At 69.5% G+C, this 19,534-nt stretch carries 18 protein-coding genes and 1 riboswitch; of the genes, 13 read left to right on the top strand and 5 right to left on the bottom strand.

Features of this window, described 5'->3' with window-relative positions:
* Together PUT80_RS22080 and PUT80_RS22075 are read right to left on the bottom strand one after the other, a co-directional pair.
* Positions 1 to 243, bottom strand: a 243-nt coding sequence (locus PUT80_RS22080) for a transposase domain-containing protein (protein ID WP_275293302.1), incomplete at its 3' end; no start/stop codon positions are given.
* A gap of 201 nt (positions 244 to 444) precedes the next feature.
* Positions 445 to 966, bottom strand: coding sequence for a general stress protein (locus tag PUT80_RS22075; RefSeq protein WP_009074217.1), 522 nt, complete (start codon positions 964 to 966; stop codon positions 445 to 447).
* 256 nt (positions 967 to 1,222) lie between these two features.
* On the opposite strand from PUT80_RS22075, the gene PUT80_RS22070 reads away from it, so the two are divergent.
* From PUT80_RS22070 to PUT80_RS22025, 10 genes are all read left to right on the top strand, one after another.
* Positions 1,223 to 2,569 carry a glutamine synthetase family protein gene (locus PUT80_RS22070; RefSeq protein ID WP_337824447.1) on the top strand — a complete coding sequence of 449 codons (1,347 nt, stop codon included), beginning with the start codon at positions 1,223 to 1,225 and terminating at the stop codon, positions 2,567 to 2,569.
* Positions 2,550 to 3,263 (top strand): gamma-glutamyl-gamma-aminobutyrate hydrolase family protein, encoded by a 714-nt coding sequence (locus PUT80_RS22065; RefSeq protein ID WP_275293300.1) that lies wholly within the window; start codon positions 2,550 to 2,552, stop codon positions 3,261 to 3,263. The genes PUT80_RS22070 and PUT80_RS22065 overlap by 20 nt, the downstream gene beginning before the upstream one ends.
* Entirely contained in the window at positions 3,260 to 4,624 is a 1,365-nt protein-coding gene (locus tag PUT80_RS22060; RefSeq protein ID WP_275293299.1) for an aldehyde dehydrogenase family protein, read from the top strand. The genes PUT80_RS22065 and PUT80_RS22060 overlap by 4 nt, the downstream gene beginning before the upstream one ends.
* A gap of 6 nt (positions 4,625 to 4,630) precedes the next feature.
* The gene (locus PUT80_RS22055) at positions 4,631 to 5,398 is read left to right on the top strand and encodes a 3-oxoacyl-ACP reductase (RefSeq protein ID WP_037811639.1); all 768 of its coding nucleotides are present in this window, start codon (positions 4,631 to 4,633) and stop codon (positions 5,396 to 5,398) included.
* 232 nt (positions 5,399 to 5,630) lie between these two features.
* Positions 5,631 to 5,730: riboswitch (glycine riboswitch) on the top strand.
* Entirely contained in the window at positions 5,714 to 8,605 is a 2,892-nt protein-coding gene (gene gcvP, locus PUT80_RS22050; RefSeq protein WP_275293298.1) for an aminomethyl-transferring glycine dehydrogenase, read from the top strand. Its footprint overlaps the riboswitch before it by 17 nt.
* 35 nt (positions 8,606 to 8,640) lie before the next feature.
* Positions 8,641 to 9,729: a glycine cleavage system aminomethyltransferase GcvT gene (gcvT, locus tag PUT80_RS22045; RefSeq protein ID WP_037811638.1), complete on the top strand. Its 1,089-nt coding sequence runs from the start codon at positions 8,641 to 8,643 to the stop codon at positions 9,727 to 9,729.
* Positions 9,730 to 9,743: 14 nt separating this feature from the next.
* Positions 9,744 to 10,121, top strand: a complete 378-nt coding sequence (gcvH, locus tag PUT80_RS22040) for a glycine cleavage system protein GcvH (protein WP_037811636.1) — start codon at positions 9,744 to 9,746, stop codon at positions 10,119 to 10,121.
* Positions 10,121 to 11,398 (top strand): serine hydroxymethyltransferase, encoded by a 1,278-nt coding sequence (gene glyA / locus PUT80_RS22035; RefSeq protein WP_275293297.1) that lies wholly within the window; start codon positions 10,121 to 10,123, stop codon positions 11,396 to 11,398. Before gcvH ends, glyA begins: the two co-directional genes overlap by 1 nt.
* Positions 11,395 to 12,399, top strand: a complete 1,005-nt coding sequence (gene lipA / locus PUT80_RS22030; RefSeq protein WP_275293296.1) for a lipoyl synthase — start codon at positions 11,395 to 11,397, stop codon at positions 12,397 to 12,399. Before glyA ends, lipA begins: the two co-directional genes overlap by 4 nt.
* A 16-nt stretch (positions 12,400 to 12,415) precedes the next feature.
* Entirely contained in the window at positions 12,416 to 13,789 is a 1,374-nt protein-coding gene (locus PUT80_RS22025) for an L-serine ammonia-lyase (protein ID WP_275293295.1), read from the top strand.
* Positions 13,790 to 13,820: 31 nt separating this feature from the next.
* Here PUT80_RS22025 and PUT80_RS22020 read toward each other — a convergent pair whose 3' ends face one another.
* Together PUT80_RS22020 and PUT80_RS22015 are read right to left on the bottom strand one after the other, a co-directional pair.
* Positions 13,821 to 13,994, bottom strand: a complete 174-nt coding sequence (locus PUT80_RS22020; protein ID WP_275293294.1) for a hypothetical protein — start codon at positions 13,992 to 13,994, stop codon at positions 13,821 to 13,823.
* The gene (locus tag PUT80_RS22015; protein WP_275293293.1) at positions 13,994 to 14,581 is read right to left on the bottom strand and encodes a helix-turn-helix domain-containing protein; all 588 of its coding nucleotides are present in this window, start codon (positions 14,579 to 14,581) and stop codon (positions 13,994 to 13,996) included. The genes PUT80_RS22020 and PUT80_RS22015 overlap by 1 nt, the downstream gene beginning before the upstream one ends.
* A gap of 72 nt (positions 14,582 to 14,653) precedes the next feature.
* On the opposite strand from PUT80_RS22015, the gene PUT80_RS22010 reads away from it, so the two are divergent.
* Positions 14,654 to 15,376, top strand: a complete 723-nt coding sequence (locus PUT80_RS22010) for a GntR family transcriptional regulator (protein WP_037810150.1) — start codon at positions 14,654 to 14,656, stop codon at positions 15,374 to 15,376.
* 52 nt (positions 15,377 to 15,428) lie between these two features.
* Complete coding sequence (locus PUT80_RS22005) at positions 15,429 to 17,252, top strand: transglycosylase domain-containing protein (protein ID WP_275293292.1); 1,824 nt, start codon at positions 15,429 to 15,431, stop codon at positions 17,250 to 17,252.
* Position 17,253: 1 nt separating this feature from the next.
* Here PUT80_RS22005 and PUT80_RS22000 read toward each other — a convergent pair whose 3' ends face one another.
* On the bottom strand, positions 17,254 to 18,063 hold the full coding sequence (locus tag PUT80_RS22000) for an ABC transporter ATP-binding protein (protein ID WP_037810152.1): 810 nt from the start codon (positions 18,061 to 18,063) through the stop codon (positions 17,254 to 17,256).
* Between the two features lie 116 nt (positions 18,064 to 18,179).
* Here PUT80_RS22000 and PUT80_RS21995 point away from each other — a divergent pair, with 116 nt between their 5' ends.
* Entirely contained in the window at positions 18,180 to 19,511 is a 1,332-nt protein-coding gene (locus tag PUT80_RS21995) for a PLP-dependent aminotransferase family protein (protein WP_275293291.1), read from the top strand.
* Positions 19,512 to 19,534: the final 23 nt, after the last annotated feature.

Genomic DNA, 19,534 nt, shown 5'->3' with positions numbered 1-19,534 from the left:
CCAGCACCCGAACCGCGACAACGACCCCGTGACCTTGGTCGCGACCTCTTCGTAGTCGTCACCGGGAAACAGGCACAACGCCATCGTCAAATACGCCACCACATGCGGCGGCAGCTTCCCGTCCGACCGCCTCGCCCCCGCCCCGCACCCGGCGACCGCCGCATCGATCACATCCCGCGGCACAGCCGCCATCAGAACACCCAGCGACACCTGATCCGGACTCGCCGTCGCACCAGAACTCATAACCAGCGATCACACCAGCCCCGGCCAGCACAAGCCACACCGCCACGCCGGACACCCAACACCACAAACAAGATCAACTTAAGCTACGTGGCATTGGGTTAGAACCGGCACCGGCACTCACGAGTCACCAGGCCCCGGAACGCGAAACCGGGCGCCCAGGCCGCGAACGGCCGGGGCGCCCGGGAGGCGAGTCGCCGGAACTCAGTGATTGAACGCGGAGCGCGCGGCCAGGTCTGCCAGCAGCTGGCGGCCCTTCTCGGCGTTGCGCGGCTGCGACAGCACGTCGTAGCGCTGGGCGACCAGCTGGCTTTGCGAGATGAACCCGCGCTTGTTGCGGTTCGCCGCGTAGCCCAGTGCGCCGAAGGCCACGTTGAACACGACACCCGCGGCGAGGCCGAGCACGATCGACAGCAGTCCGGCGGCCGGGTTGAGCATGCTCAGCACCAGGCCCAGGAACAGGCCGAACACCGCGCCGGACATGGCCGCGCTGCTGAGCATCCGGCTCCAGCTCATCTTGCCCGCGATGCGCTCCACCAGCATCGGCTGGACCCCGACGATCGTGACGTCGGTGACCGGGAAATCAGCGTGCGCGAGGTGGTCGACGGCCTGCTGGGCCTGTTCGTAGGACTCGTACGACCCGATCGGCCACCCGGTGGGCAGCGTCGGGAGCTGCGGCCGCGCCTGCTGCTGGCTGAACGTGGTCTGCGTGAATGCTTCAGTCATCCCTCTCACCTCTCTTGCCCGGTCCAACGCACGAGGCGGCGGATTTGGTCCCGGACGCACCCGATTCACAGTATCTTCTCAGCCGGGCAACCCGGACATAGCAGGCGCCGTGCGGGGGAGGCTGGTCGAGCGCGTGTTTAAAGGTATGAGAAAATACCTTTCAGTGGATTGACCGAGGCCCGACGGCCCGGTAGGAAGAAGCCGCAAAGGACCTGATCCGAACCTTTGGGGCGATGCGATGGCGGCCAGGCGAGGAATGCTCACGCTCGAAGAACTCCGCGAACGGGTGACGGCGGGCACGATCGACACGGTGCTCGTCGCGCTCACCGACATGCAGGGGCGGCTCCAGGGCAAGCGCTGTTCGGCGGAGTACTTCCTCGAAGAGGTAGTCGGCCACGCGACCGAGGCGTGCAACTACCTGCTCGCGGTGGACGTCGACATGAACACCGTCGACGGCTACGACATCTCGTCCTGGCAGAGCGGCTACGGCGACTTCGTGCTCCGGCCGGATTTCGCGACGCTGCGGGAGATCCCGTGGCAGGAGGGCACCGCGCTGGTGCTCGCGGACGTCGAGCGCGTGCAGGGCGGCCCGGTTTCCGTTTCCCCGCGCCAGGTGCTGCGCCGTCAGCTCGACCGGCTCGCCGAGCACGGCCTGAAGGCGTACGCGGGCACCGAACTCGAGTTCATCGTGTTCGACGACTCCTACGAGTCCGCGTGGGACAAGCGCTACCACGATCTCAAACCGTCCAATCAGTACAACGTCGACTACTCCATGCTCGGCACCGCGCGCATCGAGCCGCTGCTGCGCCGGATCCGCAACGAGATGGCGGGCGCGGGCCTGTATCCGGAGTCGGCGAAGGGCGAGTGCAACCCGGGTCAGCACGAGATCGCCTTCCGCTACGCCGAAGCGCTCGCGACCTGCGACAACCACGGCATCTACAAGAACGGTGCGAAGGAGATCGCCGCGCAGGAGGGCAAGAGCCTCACGTTCATGGCGAAGTACAACGAGCGCGAAGGCAATTCCTGTCACATCCACCTGAGCCTTCGCAGCAAGTCCGGCGAAGCGGTGCTTCCCGGCGACGGTGACCACGGCTTCTCGAAGCTGATGCAGCACTTCCTCGCCGGACAGCTGGAGGCGTTGCGCGAGCTGACGTACTTCTTTGCCCCGAACATCAACTCCTACAAGCGTTACGTCCCTGGCAGCTTCGCGCCGACAGCGATCGCGTGGGGCACGGACAACCGTACGTGCGCGTTGCGCGTTGTCGGACACGGTGACGGGTTGCGTGTCGAGAACCGCGTACCCGGCGGAGACGTGAACCCGTACCTCGCTGTCGCCGCGATGGTCGCTGCAGGGCTGCACGGCATCGAGAACGAACTGCCGTTGGAACCTGAGTTCGTCGGCAACGCGTACGCCTCTGACAAACCGACCGTGCCCGTCACGCTTGCTGAAGCGGCTGAAGCCCTCGAAGGCAGCCGTATCGCGCGAGATGCCTTCGGTGCCGATGTAGTCGACCATTACCTCAACGCCGCGCGGATCGAGCGCGAAGCGTACGAGCGAGCTGTGACCGATTGGGAGCGCATCCGTGGTTTCGAACGACTCTGACCCGCCCGTCATCGGGCTCAGCACGTATTCGGAACAGGCGAAGTTCCTGGCCTGGGACACCGAAGCGACGCTGTTGCACCGGGTGTACGCGGACTGCGTGGTCAAGGCGGGCGGGATCCCGGTGCTGCTGCCGCCGGTAAGCACGGCCTACGATGCGCTCGTCGGACGCATCGACGGTCTCGTCCTCACCGGCGGCGCGGACGTCGAACCCAGCCGGTACGACCAGGAGCCGCACCCCGCGACGTACATCCGCCCGGAGCGCGACGCGTTCGAGTTCGGCCTGTTCGCGGCGGCGCGCGCGGCCGGGAAGCCGGTGCTCGGCGTGTGCCGCGGGCTGCAAGTCATGAGCGTCGCGCTCGGCGGCACGCTCTCGCAGCACCTGCCGGAAACCCTGGGCGACGCAACGCATCAGCCCGCCCCGGCCACGTTCGGCACCAGCACGGTCAACCTGGTCGACGGCACCCGGGCGGCCGCGATTCTCGGCCGGGAAACGAAAGTCCAGTGCTACCACCATCAGGCGATCGACCGGCTCGGTTCCGGCTTGGTCGCGTCCGGACACGCGGCGGACGGGACGGTCGAGGCCGCCGAAGTGCCGGGGGAGTTCGTGCTCGGCGTGCAGTGGCATCCGGAGCAGGACGGCGACGACGTCCGGCTGTTCGCCGCGCTGGTCAACGCCGCGCAGGAGGGGAAATGACGACGTTCGAGGTGCGCAACCCGGCGACCGCGGAAGTGGTGCGCCAGGTCGAGCTGACCACCGAGGCGGAGACCGACGCCGCGATCGCCCGCGCGCACGCCGCGTTCCCGGCCTGGCGGGCGGTCGCGCCGGGCGATCGGGCGCGGCTGCTGCGCCGGTTCGCCGACGCGGTCGACGCCGACGTCGAGAACCTGGCCCGGCTGGAGGTCGAGAACTCCGGGCACACCATCGGCAACGCCCGCTGGGAAGCGGGCAACGTGCGCGACCTGCTCGAATACTCCGCGGGCGCGCCGGAACGGTTGCTGGGCAAGCAGATCCCGGTCGACGGCGGCGTCAACGTGACCTTCCACGAGCCGCTGGGCGTGGTCGGCGTGATCGTGCCGTGGAACTTCCCGATGCCGATCGCGGGCTGGGGCTTCGCGCCGGCACTTGCGGCGGGCAACACCGTCGTGCTCAAACCGGCCGAGCTGACGCCGCTCACCGCGTTGCGGCTGGCCGAACTCGCTCGCGAGGCGGGTATCCCGGAGGACGTCTTCCAGGTGCTGCCGGGCAAGGGATCCGTTGTCGGACAACGGTTTGTCACACATCCGGCGGTGCGCAAGGTCGTGTTCACCGGCTCCACCGAGGTCGGCAAGCAGGTGATGGCCGGCTGCGCGGCGCAGGTGAAACGGGTGACGCTGGAGCTCGGCGGCAAGAACGCCAACATCGTGTTCGCCGACGCGGATCTGGAGAAGGCCGCGGCGACCGCACCGTACGGAGTGTTCGACAACGCCGGGCAGGACTGCTGCGCGCGGTCGCTGATCCTGGTGCAGGACACCGTTTACGACCGGTTCCTCGAACTGCTGGAACCCGCGGTCCAGGGCGTGGTCGTCGGCGATCCGGGCGACGAGGCGACCGAGATGGGCCCGCTGATTTCCGCGGACCACCACGCGAAAGTCTCCTCCTACGTCACCGAGCGGACGCCGGTTGCCTTCCGCGGCAGCGCCCCGTCTGGGCCGGGCTACTGGTTCGCGCCGACCGTCGTGCTCCCGCCGGGACTGGACGATCCGCTGGCCCGCGACGAGATCTTCGGCCCGGTCGTCGCGGTGGTCCGCTTCCGCGACGAAGCCGAGGCGGTGCGGATGGCGAACGACACCGAATACGGCCTGTCCGGTTCGATCTGGACCCGCGACGTCGGCCGTGCCTTCCGGGTCGCGCGCGGCGTCGAATCCGGGAACCTGTCGGTGAATTCGCATTCCTCGGTCCGGTACTGGACGCCCTTCGGCGGCTTCAAGCAGTCCGGTCTCGGCCGCGAACTGGGCCCGGACGCCGCGGCCGCTTTCACCGAAACCAAGAACGTTTTCCTGAGCACGGAGGAATGACCCACGATGGTGCAGCGTTTTGACGGCCGCGTCGCGGTGATCACCGGCGGCGCGAGCGGCATCGGCCTCGCCACCGCCAAGCGGTTGGCGAGCGAGGGCGCGAAGGTCGTGATCGGCGACGTCGCGCCGGAGCAGGGCAAGGCGGCCGCCGACGCGGTGGGCGGGGCCTTCGTCCAGGTCGACGTCACCGACGCGGACCAGGTCGAAGCCCTTTTCCAGACGACCGTCGACGAGTTCGGCGCGGTCGACGTCGCGTTCAACAACGCGGGCATCTCGCCGCCGGAGGACGACTCGATCCTCACCACCGGCATCGAAGCCTGGGAGAAGGTGCAGCGGGTCAACCTGACCTCGGTGTACCTGTGCTGCAAGGCGGTCCTGCCGCACATGCAGCGCCAGGGCCGCGGTTCGATCGTGAACACCGCGTCGTTCGTGGCCGTGATGGGAGCCGCGACGTCGCAGATTTCCTACACCGCTTCGAAAGGCGGCGTGCTCGCCATGACGCGCGAGCTGGGCGTGCAGTTCGCGCGCGAGAACATCCGGGTCAACGCGCTGTGCCCGGGGCCGGTCAACACTCCGCTGCTGAAGGAACTGTTCGCGAAGGACCCGGAGCGCGCGGCTCGCCGTTTGGTGCACGTCCCGGTCGGCCGCTTCGCCGAACCGGAGGAGATCGCCGCCGCGGTGGCCTTCCTGGCGAGCGACGACGCCAGCTTCATCACCGCCGCGCAGTTCCTCGTCGACGGCGGCATCTCCGGCGCCTATGTAACCCCGCTGTGACGGTCCGTGAAGGGCTCCTTGCCGGAATCCGATTCGCTCAAGGGGTCCTTCACGGACGTTTGTGGCGTAGGCCGGGAGCGGTAGACTGGTGCGCGAAGCGGCAGGTAGAGTGGCCGCACCCACAACTGAACACAGGGCCGTTCGAGCCGGAGCGGGAGAGTCCCATGCGATCAGTGGGACACCGAAGGAGCAAACTCCCCGGAATCTCTCAGGTAACCGCTACCGCTTTTGGCGAGGCCACTCTGGAAAGCAGGCGCACCCGCGCCTCACCCAAGGTGAAAGCCGCGCCGAGCGCGGTGAAACTCTCAGGTGCCCATGACAGAGGGGGAGTTCCCAGTGCACCGCCGCGCCCGGTGCCCGTCCCGAGGAGCTCCCATCACCTCCACCCCCTTCGACACCCGCCATATCGGTCCCGGCGAGGCCGAGCGGGCGAAGATGCTCGCCGAATGCGGTTACGGAAGCCTGGACGCCCTCGTGGAAGCGGCGGTGCCGTCCGCCATCCGCACGGCCGGTGACCTGGCGCTTCCCGCGCCCGCGTCCGAGGAAGAGGCCACCGCCGAGCTGCGTGCGCTCGCCGCGCGCAACCGGCCGATGACGCAGATGATCGGCCTCGGCTACTCCGACACCGTCACCCCGGGCGTGATCCGCCGCAACGTGCTGGAGAACCCGGCCTGGTACACCGCGTACACGCCGTACCAGCCGGAGATCTCGCAGGGCAGGCTCGAGGCGCTGCTGAACTTCCAGACCGCTGTGTCCGACCTGACCGGGCTGGCGATCGCCAACGCCTCGATGCTCGACGAGTCCACCGCGGCCGCCGAGGCGATGACGCTGATGCGCCGCGCGTCGAAGTCGAAGTCCAATGTGGTCGTTCTCGACGCCGAATGCCTTCCGCAGACCATCGAGGTCGTGCGGACGCGTGCCGCCGGCCTCGGCATCGACGTGCAGGTGCGCGACCTGCTCACCGGGCTGCCCGAGGAGTTCTTCGGCGTCATCGTGCAGTACCCGGGCGCGTCCGGTGTGCTGCGCGGGCGCGGTTTCTACCACGCCGTTTCCGAAGCGGCGAAGGCCGCGGGCGCGCTGTACACGGTCGCTGCCGACCTGCTCGCGCTCACCTTGATCGCCGCGCCCGGCGAGTTCGGCGCGGACGTCGCCGTCGGCTCCACGCAGCGCTTCGGTGTGCCGCTGGGCTACGGCGGTCCGCACGCCGGGTACATGGCGGTCCGCGCTGGCCTGGAGCGCTCGCTGCCGGGTCGGCTCGTGGGCGTGTCCGTGGACGCGGACGGCAACACCGCGTACCGCCTCGCGCTGCAGACGCGCGAGCAGCACATCCGTCGCGAGAAGGCGACCTCCAACATCTGTACCGCGCAGGTGCTGCCCGCGGTGCTCGCGGCGATGTACGCGGTCTACCACGGTCCCGAGGGGCTGAAGGCGATCGCGACGCGGGTTCACGAACTCGCGGCCGGTCTCGCGAACGCGCTGCGCGCCGGTGGCGTCGAAGTCGCGCACGAAGCCTTCTTCGACACTGTCGTCGCGAAGGTGCCTGGCCGTGCCGCTGAGGTGCACGCGGCTGCGCGCGAGGCGGGGATCAACCTCGGCCACATCGATGCTGACCACGTGCGCATCGCCTGCGACGAGGTCACGCGTCCCGACACGCTCGCGAAGGTGCTTCGCGCCTTCGGTGTCGACAGTGCGTGGGAAGCCGCGCAGGCGCTCCCGAACGGTCTCGCTCGCGAGAGCGGCTACCTGACGCACGAGGTGTTCAGCACGCACCGGTCCGAGACGTCGATGCTGCGTTACCTGCGCCGCCTCGCCGACCAGGACTTCGCGCTCGACCGCGGGATGATCCCGCTCGGCTCCTGCACGATGAAGCTCAACGCCACCACCGAAATGGAGCCGATCAGCTGGCGCGAGTTCGCGGGCATCCACCCGTTCGCGCCCGCCGAGGACGCCGAGGGCTACCACGAGCTGGTCCGCCAGCTGTCCGGCTGGCTCGCCGAGGTCACCGGCTACGACCAGGTGTCGCTGCAGCCGAACGCGGGCAGCCAGGGCGAGCTCGCCGGGCTGCTGGCCATTCGCGCCTACCACCAGGCGAACGGCCAGCCCGAGCGCGACGTCTGCCTGATCCCGTCGTCCGCGCACGGCACCAACGCCGCCTCCGCGGTGCTCGCCGGGATGCGCGTCGTCGTGGTCAAGTGCACCGACGAGGGCAACGTCGACCTCGAAGACCTGCAGTCCAAAGTGGACCAGCACAGCTCCGACCTCGCCGCGATCATGGTCACCTACCCGTCCACGCACGGCGTCTACGAGCACGGCATCGAGCGGCTCGCCAAGATCGTGCACGACGGCGGCGGCCAGGTGTACGTCGACGGCGCGAACCTCAACGCCCTGCTGGGCCTGGCGAAGCCGGGCGAGTTCGGCGGCGACGTCTCGCACCTGAACCTGCACAAGACGTTCTGCATCCCGCACGGCGGCGGCGGTCCCGGCGTCGGCCCGGTCGCGGCGCGCGAACACCTCGCGCCGTACCTGCCGAACCACCCGCTGCTGGCGCAGGCCGGCCCGGACACCGGCGTCGGCCCGATCAGCGGCGCGCCCTACGGTTCGGCGTCGATCCTGCCGATCTCCTGGGCGTACGTGCGGATGATGGGCGCGCCCGGCCTCACCGAGGCCACCAAGGTCGCGGTGCTCGCGGCCAACTACATCGCCGCCCGGCTCGCGCCGCACTACCCGGTGCTCTACACCGGGCAGGACGGCCTGGTCGCGCACGAGTGCATCCTCGACCTGCGCGGCATCACCAAGGAAACCGGCGTGACCGTGGACGACGTCGCGAAGCGGCTCATCGACTACGGCTTCCACGCGCCGACCATGTCCTTCCCGGTCGCGGGCACGCTCATGGTCGAGCCGACCGAGAGCGAGGACCTGGCCGAGATCGACCGGTTCTGCGAGGCGATGATCGCCATCCGGCACGAGATCGACGAGGTCGCGGCCGGCCGCTGGACCGCCGAGACGAGCCCGCTGCGCGGCGCGCCGCACACCGCGTCGTCGATCGCCGGCGAGTGGACCGCGGACTACGACCGCGAGCTGGCGGTGTACCCGGTCGGCGTGGCGCGCAAGACCAAGTACTGGCCGCCGGTGCGGCGGATCGACGGCGCGCGCGGCGACCGCAACCTCGTCTGCTCCTGCCCGCCCCTCGACGCGTACGACGCGTGAGCGCGACCTCCGCTCGCGACAACGAAAGGCTTCCTGTGACGGAAACCCCCCTGCACCAGGTCCACCAGGACCTCGGGGCGCTGTTCACCGATTTCGCCGGCTGGTCGATGCCGGTGCGCTACGCCAGCGAACTGGCCGAGCATAAGGCCGTGCGCGAGGCGGCCGGGCTGTTCGACCTCTCGCACATGGCCGAGATCCACGTCCGCGGCGCGCAGGCCGCCGACGTGCTCGACTACGCGCTGGTCGGCAACCTGACCGGCGTGAAGCCGGGCCGCGCCCGCTACACGATGATCTGCGACGCCGACGGCGGCGTGCTGGACGACCTGGTCGTCTACCGGCTCGCCGACGAGGAGTACCTGGTCGTGGCCAACGCGGGCAACGCCGCCGTGGTCGCGGACGCGCTGGCCGAGCGGGTCGCCGGGTTCGACGCGGTGGTCGAGAACCGGTCCGCGGACACCGCGCTGATCGCGGTACAGGGCCCGAAGGCGGTCGACGTGCTCGCCGCGGTGACCGACGCCGACCTCGCGTCGCTGAAGTACTACGCGAGCGTGCCCGCCGTCGTGAAGGGCATCGACGTGCTGCTGGCCCGCACCGGCTACACCGGCGAGGACGGCTTCGAGCTGTTCGTGCCCGCGGCGCAGGCTCCGGCGCTGTGGCAGCTGCTGACCGAGGCGGGGCAGGAGCACGGCCTGGTCCCGTGCGGGCTCGCCTGCCGCGACACGCTGCGGCTGGAAGCCGGGATGCCGTTGTACGGCAACGAACTCAGCCGCGAGCTGAACCCGTTCGCCGCCGGTCTCGGCCGGGTCGTGAAGTTCGAGAAGCCGGGCGACTTCGTGGGCCGCGCGGCCCTGGAGGAGCTGAAGAAGGCCGACGTCCCGCGCGTGCGGGTCGGCCTGCGCGGCACCGGCCGCCGCGCCCCGCGGCACGGGTACGCCGTGCTGTCCGGGGATGCCACTATCGGGGAGATCACCAGCGGCGCGCTGTCGCCGACGCTGGGCTACCCGATCGCCATGGCGTATGTAGACCGGGAGCACGCCGAGCCCGGCACCGCGCTGTCCGTCGACATCCGGGGCCGCGTCGAGCCGGTCGAGGTCGTCGCCCTGCCCTTCTACTCCCGAGCCTGAGAGGCCCTAGCACCGTGAGCATTCCCCAGAACCTGTCCTACACCAAGGAACACGAGTGGCTGTCGGTCAACGACGGCGTCGCGACGGTGGGCATCACCGCGTTCGCGGCCGGCTCGCTCGGCGACATCGTGTTCGTGCAGCTGCCCGGCGTCGGCGACACCGTCACCGCGGGCGAGGTGTTCGGCGAGGTCGAGTCGACGAAATCGGTCAGCGAGCTGTACTCGCCGGTCAGCGGCGAGGTAGTGGCGGTGAACGAGGCCACATCGGACACCCCCGAGGTCATCAACTCCGACCCCTACACCGAAGGATGGCTGCTGCAGGTGCGGCTCTCGGGCGACGTCCCGGAGCTGCTCGACGCGTCCGCGTACGCCGAGCTGACCCAGGAGAACTGATGACCGCCCCGTTCGACGCCCCCCTGTCCGAGGTGGACCCCGAGGTCGCCGCCGCGGTGGCCGCGGAGCTGGACCGCCAGCAGTCGACGCTCGAGATGATCGCCTCGGAGAACTTCGCGCCGGTCGGCGTGCTCGAGGCGCAGGGCTCGGTGCTGACGAACAAGTACGCCGAGGGCTACCCGGGCCGCCGCTACTACGGCGGCTGCGAGCACGTCGACGTCGTCGAGCAGCTCGCGATCGACCGGGCCAAGGCGCTGTTCGGCGCGGAGCACGCGAACGTGCAGCCGCACTCGGGCGCGCAGGCCAACGCGGCGGCGATGTTCGCGGTGCTGAAGCCGGGCGACACGATCCTCGGCCTCGACCTCGCGCACGGCGGCCACCTGACGCACGGGATGAAGATCAACTTCTCCGGCAAGCTGTACAACGTGGTCGCCTACCACGTCGACAAGGAGACCGGGATCGTCGACGTCGCCGAGATCGAGCGGCTGGCGGTCGAGCACAAGCCGAAGCTGATCGTCGCCGGCTGGTCGGCCTACCCGCGCCAGCTCGACTTCGCCGAGTTCCGCCGGATCGCCGACCTGGTCGACGCCAAGCTGATGGTCGACATGGCGCACTTCGCCGGCCTCGTGGCCGCCGGGCTGCACCCGTCGCCGGTGCCGCACGCGGACATCGTCACGACCACCACGCACAAGACCCTCGGCGGTCCGCGCGGCGGCCTGATCCTCTCCCGCCAGGACCTGGCGAAGAAGATCAACTCGGCGGTGTTCCCCGGTCAGCAGGGCGGTCCGCTGGAGCACGTGATCGCGGCCAAGGCCGTGGCGCTCAAGATCGCCGCGACCGACGGGTTCCGCGAGCGCCAGGAGCGCACCCTGGAAGGCGCGAAGATCCTCGCCGACCGGCTGTCGCGCACCGACTGCGCCGAGGCGGGCGTCCGCGTCCTCACCGGCGGCACCGACGTGCACCTGGTGCTCGTCGACCTGGTGAACTCCCAGCTCAACGGCCAGGAGGCGGAGGACCGGCTGCACTCGGTCGGGATCACCGTCAACCGCAACGCGGTGCCGTTCGACCCGCGTCCGCCGATGGTCACCTCGGGCCTGCGGATCGGCACCCCGGCGCTGGCCACCCGCGGTTTCGGCGCGGACGACTTCACCGAGGTCGCCGACATCATCGCCGAGACGCTCAAGCCGGACTTCGACGAGGCCGCTCAGCAGGCGCTGCGCAACCGGGTCGAGCTGCTGGCGAAGAAGCACCCGTTGTACGCGGACCTCAGCCGATGAGCGCGCAGCCCGAGGGGCGGAAGTTGTTGCGGCTTGAGGTGCGCAACAGCGAGACGCCGATCGAGAAGAAGCCGTCGTGGATCAAGACGCGGGTGCGGATGGGTCCGGAGTTCACTGAACTCAAGGGCCTGGTCAAGCGCGAGGGTCTGCACACGGTGTGTGAAGAGGCGGGTTGTCCCAACATTTACGAGTGCTGGGAAGACCGGGAGGCCACGTTCCTGATCGGCGGCGATCAGTGCACGCGGCGCTGCGATTTCTGTCAGATCGACACCGGCAAGCCCGCTGCGCTGGACCGCACGGAGCCGCGGAAGGTCGCCGAATCGGTGCAGGCCATGGGCTTGCGGTACTCCACGATCACCGGCGTCGCCCGTGACGACCTCGAGGACGGCGGTGCCTGGCTGTACGCGGAGACGGTGCGGCAGATTCACGCGTTGAACCCGGGTACCGGTGTCGAGTTGTTGATCCCGGACTTCAACGCGGAGCCGGACCAGTTGGCTGAGGTGTTCGGGTCGCGTCCGGAGGTGCTGGCGCACAACGTGGAGACGGTGCCGCGGATCTTCAAGCGGATCCGCCCCGGTTTCCGCTACGCGCGCTCCCTGGATGTCATCACCCAGGCCCGCGAGGCCGGTTTGGTGACGAAGTCGAACCTGATCCTCGGCATGGGAGAGACCCCGGACGAGGTCAGCGTGGCGTTGCAGGAGCTGTTCGACGCGGGCTGCGAGATCATCACGATCACCCAGTACCTGCGGCCTTCCCCGCGGCACCACCCGGTCGACCGCTGGGTCAAGCCGGAGGAATTCGTGGAGCACGCGAAGACCGCTGAGGCCATTGGGTTCCCGGGCGTGATGGCGGGACCGCTGGTGCGGTCGTCGTACCGCGCGGGCCGGTTGTACGCGCAGACCAAGGCGCACCGCGGCGAGGCGCTCCCGGAGAACCTCGCGCACCTGACCGCCGAAGGACCGGCGGCGCAAGAAGCCAGCAGCGTGCTGGCGAGGAACTAAGAGAAGGGGCGGATCAATGGCGATCAGCGTCTTCGACCTGTTTTCGATCGGCATCGGGCCGTCGAGTTCGCACACGGTCGGCCCGATGCGCGCGGCCAAGACCTTTGTGGACGGTCTGGTCGAGGACGGCGTGCTCGAGACGGTCGCGCGAGTGCAGGCCGAATTGTTCGGCTCCCTCGGTGCGACCGGGTTCGGGCACGGCAGTGACAAGGCGGTGCTGCTCGGGCTTTCCGGGGAGCGTCCGGAGGAAATCGACACCGACACCGTGCCCGCCAAGGTGGCGGCGATCCGGGAATCCGGGCGGCTGTCGGTCGGCGGAACGCACGAGGTCGCGTTCGTCGAGGACACCGACCTGACGATGCACCGGCGGAAGTCGCTGCCCGCGCATCCCAACGGGATGGTGTTCCGGGCGTTCGCCGCCGACGGTTCGCTGGTGCGGGAACGCACGTACTACTCGGTCGGCGGCGGCTTCGTGCGGGACGAGTCGTACGAGACCGACACGGTGTTCGTGGAGGATTCCACGCCGGTCCCGTACCCGTTCCGCACCGGGGCGGACCTGCTGAAGCATTGCTCGGACACCGGGCTTCCGGTCAGCGAGATCACGCTGCAGAACGAGCTTTCCTGGCGCAGCCGCGAGGAAATCCGGGCTGGGCTGCTGCAGATCTGGCAGGTGATGGCCGAGTGCGTGCGCAACGGGTATACGCACGAGGGTGTGCTGCCGGGCGGTCTGAAGGTTCCTCGGCGGGCCAAGTCGTTGCACGACAAGCTGCTCGCCGAAGACGGCGCGGACGATCCGTTGTACGCGATGGACTGGGTCAGCCTGTACGCCCTCGCGGTCAACGAGGAAAACGCCGCGGGCGGACGCGTCGTCACCGCTCCGACCAATGGCGCGGCCGGGATCATTCCGGCGGTTTTGCACTACTACCAACGGTTTGTGCGCGGGTCTTCGGACGACGGCATCGTCACCTTCCTGCTCACCGCGGGCGCGATCGGCTCGATCCTCAAGCAGACCGGCTCGATCTCGGGCGCCGAGGTCGGCTGCCAGGGCGAGGTCGGCTCGGCTTCGGCGATGGCAGCTGCCGGGTTGACCGAGGTGCTGGGCGGGTCGCCCGCCCAGGTCGAGAACGCGGCGGAAATCGGGGTGGAGCATCACCTCGGATTGACGTGCGACCCGGTGGGCGGGCTGGTGCAGATCCCGTGCATCGAACGCAACGCAGTCGGCGCGTCCAAGGCGATCCACGCCGCGCGCATGGCGATGCGCGGCGACGGAAGCCACGTGGTGACGCTGGACAAGGCGATCAAGACCATGCGCGAGACCGGCGCGGACATGTCGGTGAAGTACAAGGAGACGGCACGCGGCGGGTTGGCCGTGAACGTCATCGAGTGCTGATTTTCGTTCCGTGAAGGGCTCCTTGCGGGAATCAGATTCCTTCGAGGAGTCCTTCACGGCGTTTCGGGGTGGCGAGGCGAAGGCCCAGTTCCATCAGCCACCAGCCGAACCGTTGCCGGGCAGGCGTTCGGGGCGGGAGGCGGACGGCGGCGGCGAGGAGTTCGCCCCGGCGGTCGGCGGCGAATTCGGACAGGAACGGGTGCATCAGGATTCCCCCCGGTCTTCGGATGCGACGGTCGCGTGCGGGAACGCCGCCCACTGCGTGATCACCGTTTCGTCGCCGGGCCGGGCCGGACGGCGGTAGCGTTCGATCACCGCTTCGATTTCTTCGATCAGCCGCTGGGATTCGTCCGGGGTGAGCGGCATCCGGGTGCTGCTCAGCGTCGCGCTGTCCCGCCATTCGTCCGCCCAGCGCGACAGTTCCGAGACGAACTGCGCTTGTTCGCGGTAGCGGATGTCTACGTGCTGGTGCAGGAAAGCCATGAGCGGCCCGGCCATCTCCGGGTCGTCGACGAAGTCGGCCGCGCGCATCCGGGTCGATTCCTGCGCCGCTTTCCACCAGCGTTCGCGCTTCGAGCCGCGGCTGGTGTCTTCCTCGACGAGTCCGGCGTCCGCGAGCTGGCGCAGGTGCCACGACGTGGTGCCGGAGCTTTCGCCGACGCGCTTGCCGAGCCCGGTCGCGGTGGCCGGGCCGTCGACGGTCAGCAGGTCGAGCAGTTCCATGCGCAGCGGATGCGCCAGCGCGCGCAGGGTGCGGGCGTCGATCTGGCGAGCGCGGCGTTCGTCGGGCATGCTCCGTACTGTAGACCGCAGAGAACTCTTTGCAAAGACTTCTCTGCAATCAGGCAGCATAGAATCGGACAGGTGGAGTCGACCTCGGTGGTGAGCGCGAACGCGGCCCTGTTCCGGCCGGTGCGTGCCGGGAACGCCTTCGAGGAGACCGTCGAGCGGCTGTTGCAGGCGATTCGGCTCGGGGTCGTCGGCGCGGGGGACCGGTTGCCCTCCGAGCGCGAGCTGGCCGAACGGCTCGGCGTGAGCCGGGTGACGCTGCGGGAGGCGATTCGCGCGCTGGCCGACGCGGGGTACGTCGAGTCGCGGCGCGGGCGGTACGGCGGCACGTTCGTGAACGAGAAACTGCCGGAGCCTGCCGAACGAGCGGTCGGCGAGGTGGACGCGGCCGGGCTGGAAGACGCGTTGTGCCTGCGGCATGTGCTGGAGACCGGTGCCGCGGAGGCGGCCGCGGCGCGCACGTTGAGCCCGGCTGATCGGCAGCATCTCACCGGCACGCTCGCGGAGGCGTCGGCGGCCAGCCTCGCCGATTACCGGCGCAAGGATTCGCGGCTGCACCTGGCGATCGCCGAGGTCACCGCGTCCGCGTCGCTGACCAGCACGGTCGCCGACGCGCGGACCCGGGTCAACCAGCTGCTCGACCGGATTCCGCTGCTCGAACCCAATCTGGAGCATTCGAACGCGCAGCACGAGGCGATCGTCGACGCGATCCTGGCCGGCGATCCGGTGGCCGCGCGGCAGGCGATGGCCGAGCACATCGAGGGCACCGCGTCGCTGCTTCGCGCGTTCCTCTCGTGATCAATTCACCGGGTCGACAGAACCTTGTCACTGGTTCAGCCGTCATCCATTCGTGGAGCCAGCCCCGGAGAGTGACCAATCCGCTGTTGCCCGTAGCAAGTGGCGCCGCATCCGCAAGGGTGCCTACTACCTGACCGGCTTCGCGGTCGGGGTGCCGCTGATCGCGTTCTGGATCGCCTACCTGCTGCTGGACGTCCGCAGTCCGCAGGACGTCCTCGCCTCGCTCGGCAAAACCGTCACGCTGAAGTACGCCGACGGCAGCGAACTGCTGCGCGTCGTGCCCCCGGAAGGCGACCGGCGGTTCGTGCCGTTCGACCAGATCCCGCAGAAGCTGCGCGACGCCATCGTCGCCACGGAAGACCCGACCTTCTGGGCCAACTCCGGCTTCGACCCGACCGGGATCGGCCGCGCGTTCCTGACCGGCGTCGGCGGCGGGTCCGGGATCACCCAGCAGTACATCAAGAAATCGACCGGCGACGAGGATTCGACGCTCTCCCGGAAAATGCAGGAACTCGTGCTCGCCACGAAGATCACCCGGGAGCAGAGCAAGGAACAGATCTTCGAGAGCTACGTCAACATCATCTCCTTCGGCCGCAACACTTTCGGCCCGGCGGCGGCGATGAACGCGTTCTTCGGCCGCCCGCTGGACAACAGCATCACCTGGAGCGAAGCCGCGTTCCTGGCCGGGATGATCCAGTCGCCGTCGGTGCACGATCCGGCGGTGTCCGGCGACGAACACGCGGCGAAACGCTGGCGGTACGTGCGCGACAAGCTGGTCGAGCGGGGTTATCTCAAGAACTCCGACGGTATGGCTTATCCCGGCGCGGAAATCAAGCCGCCTGCCGAGACCCGGGTGAGCCTGAATTACGACCAGTACCACCTCAAACAGCGGGTGCTCACTGAACTGGAGGCCGCCGGGTTCTCGCTTTCGCGGTTGCAGCAAGGGAATTTGACCGTCCAGACCACCCTGGACCCAGGGTTGCAGACCGCTGCGCACGCCGCGCTGAGCGACCGGTTGAAGGGCGAACCAGCGGAGTTCCGCGGTGCCCTGGTCGCCGTCGATCCGGCCAGCGGCGCGGTGCGCGCGTACGACGGCGGCAACCAGGGCGTCCGAGATTATGCGGCAACCGGCCATCCGCTCGGCTCCGCGTTCTACCCGTTCACCGCTGCGGCCGGCTTGAAGAACGGGATGTCGCTGGACGAGAAAGTGACTGCTCCCCGGGAGATCCAGTACCTCGGCGAGAAGTTCGACTATCCGCCGAAGTGCCCGCAGCCGTGCACCTTGCGCACCGCGTTGACGTCCGGGGCGGACACGCCGTTCATCACGGTCTCGAAGAAGATCGGCGTCGACGAGGTGAGCGAGGCGGCCCGGTCAGCCGGAATCCCGGACGAAGTGGACGGCACGCCGACCATGCGCGAACAGGACGGCGCCACGATCGGCTCGGGCATCGTCGTCGGCCGGTACCCGATGCGGCCGCTCGACGTCGCCGGGGCGTACGCGACCTATGCCGCCAACGGGATGCACGCGCCGGTGCACCTGGTGGACAAGGTGCTCGATCAGTCCGGGAAAGTCGTGTGGCAGCACGAAAACCAACCGGTCTCCGCCGTTCCGGAGCAGGTCGCGCAGGACGTGACTTCCGTTTTGCAGACGACGTTGCCGGACGGTCGCGCGGCGGCTCTGCGCACGGGCGAGTTCGAGCGCGGCAATTCGCGGGACAACCAGGACGCTTGGGCGGTCGGCTACACGCCGCAGCTGGCGACGGCGGTGTGGCTCGGCACCGACGACAACCGCAAGCTGCTCGACGCGACGGGCAAGAAGGTGACGGGTTCGTCGGTACCGGCGGACGTGTGGCGGTCGTTCATGGCCCGCCGCTGAATCACGCCGCGCGGCGGCTGACCTTCGGGATCACCATCGGGCTCCCGCTCTCCGGGCACTCCATCACCCGGCACGGCAGCTCGAAAATCCGCTCCACGTTCTCCGCCGTCACGACTTCCTCCGGCGTCCCGGTGGCCAGCACCTTCCCGTCGCGCATCGCGATCAGGTGCGTCGCGTACCGGGCCGCGTGGTTGAGGTCGTGCAGCACCGCGACCAGCGTGCGGCCCTGTTCGCTGTGCAGGGTCGCGCAGAGGTCGAGGATATCGAGCTGGTGCGCGATGTCCAGGTACGTCGTCGGCTCGTCGAGCAGCAGCAGATCGGTCTGCTGGGCCAGCGCCATCGCCATCCAGACGCGCTGGCGCTGCCCGCCGGACAGCTCGTCCACCATGCGCTCGGCGAGGTCGTCGACGCCGGTCGCGCGCATCGAATCGGCGACCACCGTCGCGTCCTCGCGGGACCATTGGCGCAGCAGTTTCTGGTGCGGGTACCGGCCGCGCGCGACGAGGTCGGACACGGTGATCCCGTCCGGCGCGATCGAGCTCTGCGGCAGCAGGCCGAGCCGCCGCGCGACCTCCTTCGCGCCGTAGCTGGAGATCACCTCGCCGTCGAGGTAGACCGAGCCCGCGCGCGGCTTCAGCATCCTGGCGAGCGCGCGCAGCAGCGTGGTCTTGCCGCAGGCGTTGGGGCCGACGATGACCGTGAACGACTTGTCCGGGATGACCACGCCGAGCCGTTCGGCGACCGTGCGGCCGTCGTAGGCCAGCGTCAGGTCCTCGGCGTGCAGTCGGGTGTCTTCGCTCGTCCGTGCCACACAGGTAAGGCTAACCTAGTGACCCCCGTCCGGGGAGTTCCGTGGGTCGCATTAGCGAACAGTGACCGGCCGGTGCCATGATGCGTCCGGGAGAGTCCCGGCAGAGCGAGGGTGGGATGGACGACTACCGCGTCGTCGCGGACGAACTCGCCGCCGACATCGAAGCCGGCCGGCTGCGGCCCGGCGATCGGCTGCCGCCGCAGCGCAGGTTCGCGCGCGACCGCGGCATCGCCGGCTCCACCGCGGCCCGCGTGTACGGCGAACTCGTCCGCCGCGGCCTGGCGGTCGGCGAGGTCGGCCGGGGCACCTTCGTGCGCGCGGCGAAGCCCGGCCCGGAACCGGCGCTGTCCGAACCCGGCGACGCGCGGGTGGATCTCGAACTCAACTTCGCCGTGCTGCCGACCCAATCGGCCAAACTGGCGCAGGCACTCGAACCCGTGCTGCGCGCGGACGTCTTCACCGACGCCCTGCATCCGCTCGGCGCGGCTGGCACCAAGGCGGTCCGCGAGGCGGCGGTCTCGATGCTCGCCCGGGGCGCTTGGCAGCCGGATCCGGACCAGGTGCTGGTCGCGGGAAACGGGCGGCAGGGCATCGCGGCCGCGCTCGCGGCGTTCGTGCCGACCGGCGAGCGGCTGGCGGTCGAATCCCTGACGTATCCGGTGGTCAAGGCCGCGGCGACTCGGCTCGGCATCGAGCTGGTGCCGATCGAAACCGACGCGCACGGCCTGGTCCCGGCCGCGCTCGCGGCGAGCGCTCCGGTGCGGGCGCTGTACGTCCAGCCGACCCTGCACAACCCGCTCGGCACCACGATGCCGCCGCGGCGCCGCGCCGAACTGGCCGAGACCGTCCGCAGGCTGGACCTGCCGGTGATCGAGGACGGCATCTACACCTTCCTCCGCCCGGACACCGAACCGCTCGCCGCGCTGATGCCGGAGCGGACGGTGTTCGTGGACAGCCTGTCGAAACGCGTCGCGCCCGGGCTCACCGCCGGGTTCCTCGTGGCGCCGCCGCCGTGGGTCGCGCGGCTGGCGAGCGCGATCCGGTTCGGCGGCTGGTCGGCGTCGCGGTTCTCGGTGGAGGCGGCGCGGCGGTGGATCACCGGCGGCGTGCTCGCGGAGGTCGAAGCGGCGAAACGCGCGGACGCCCGCGCGCGGGCCCGGATCGTCGCGGAGCGGCTGGCGGGTTTCCAGGTGTACGGCGACGCCTCGGCCTACCACCGGTGGTGGGTGCTGCCGGACCAGTGGCGGGCCGAGACGTTCGTGGCAGCCGCTGCTCGCCGGGGAATCGCGTTGTCCCCGGCGGCGGCGTTTTCGGTCGTGCCGGGGCACGCGCCGAACGCGGTGCGGATCGCGGTGTCCGCACCCTCGGAGGAGACATTGGCGAGTGCGTTGGACGTGCTGGCCGGGCTGGCCAGCGGGTCGCCGGACGACCTCCTGGTGGACTCGTGAGTGTCCATGCCGGTTCTCACCGT

Origin of the sequence: Amycolatopsis sp. La24 (assembly GCF_029087445.1) — a bacterium.
In the GTDB taxonomy this organism is placed as follows: domain Bacteria; phylum Actinomycetota; class Actinomycetes; order Mycobacteriales; family Pseudonocardiaceae; genus Amycolatopsis; species Amycolatopsis nivea.
The sequence above is the reverse complement of the archived record's forward strand: the minus strand, read 5'-3'. Positions and strand labels throughout refer to the sequence as shown.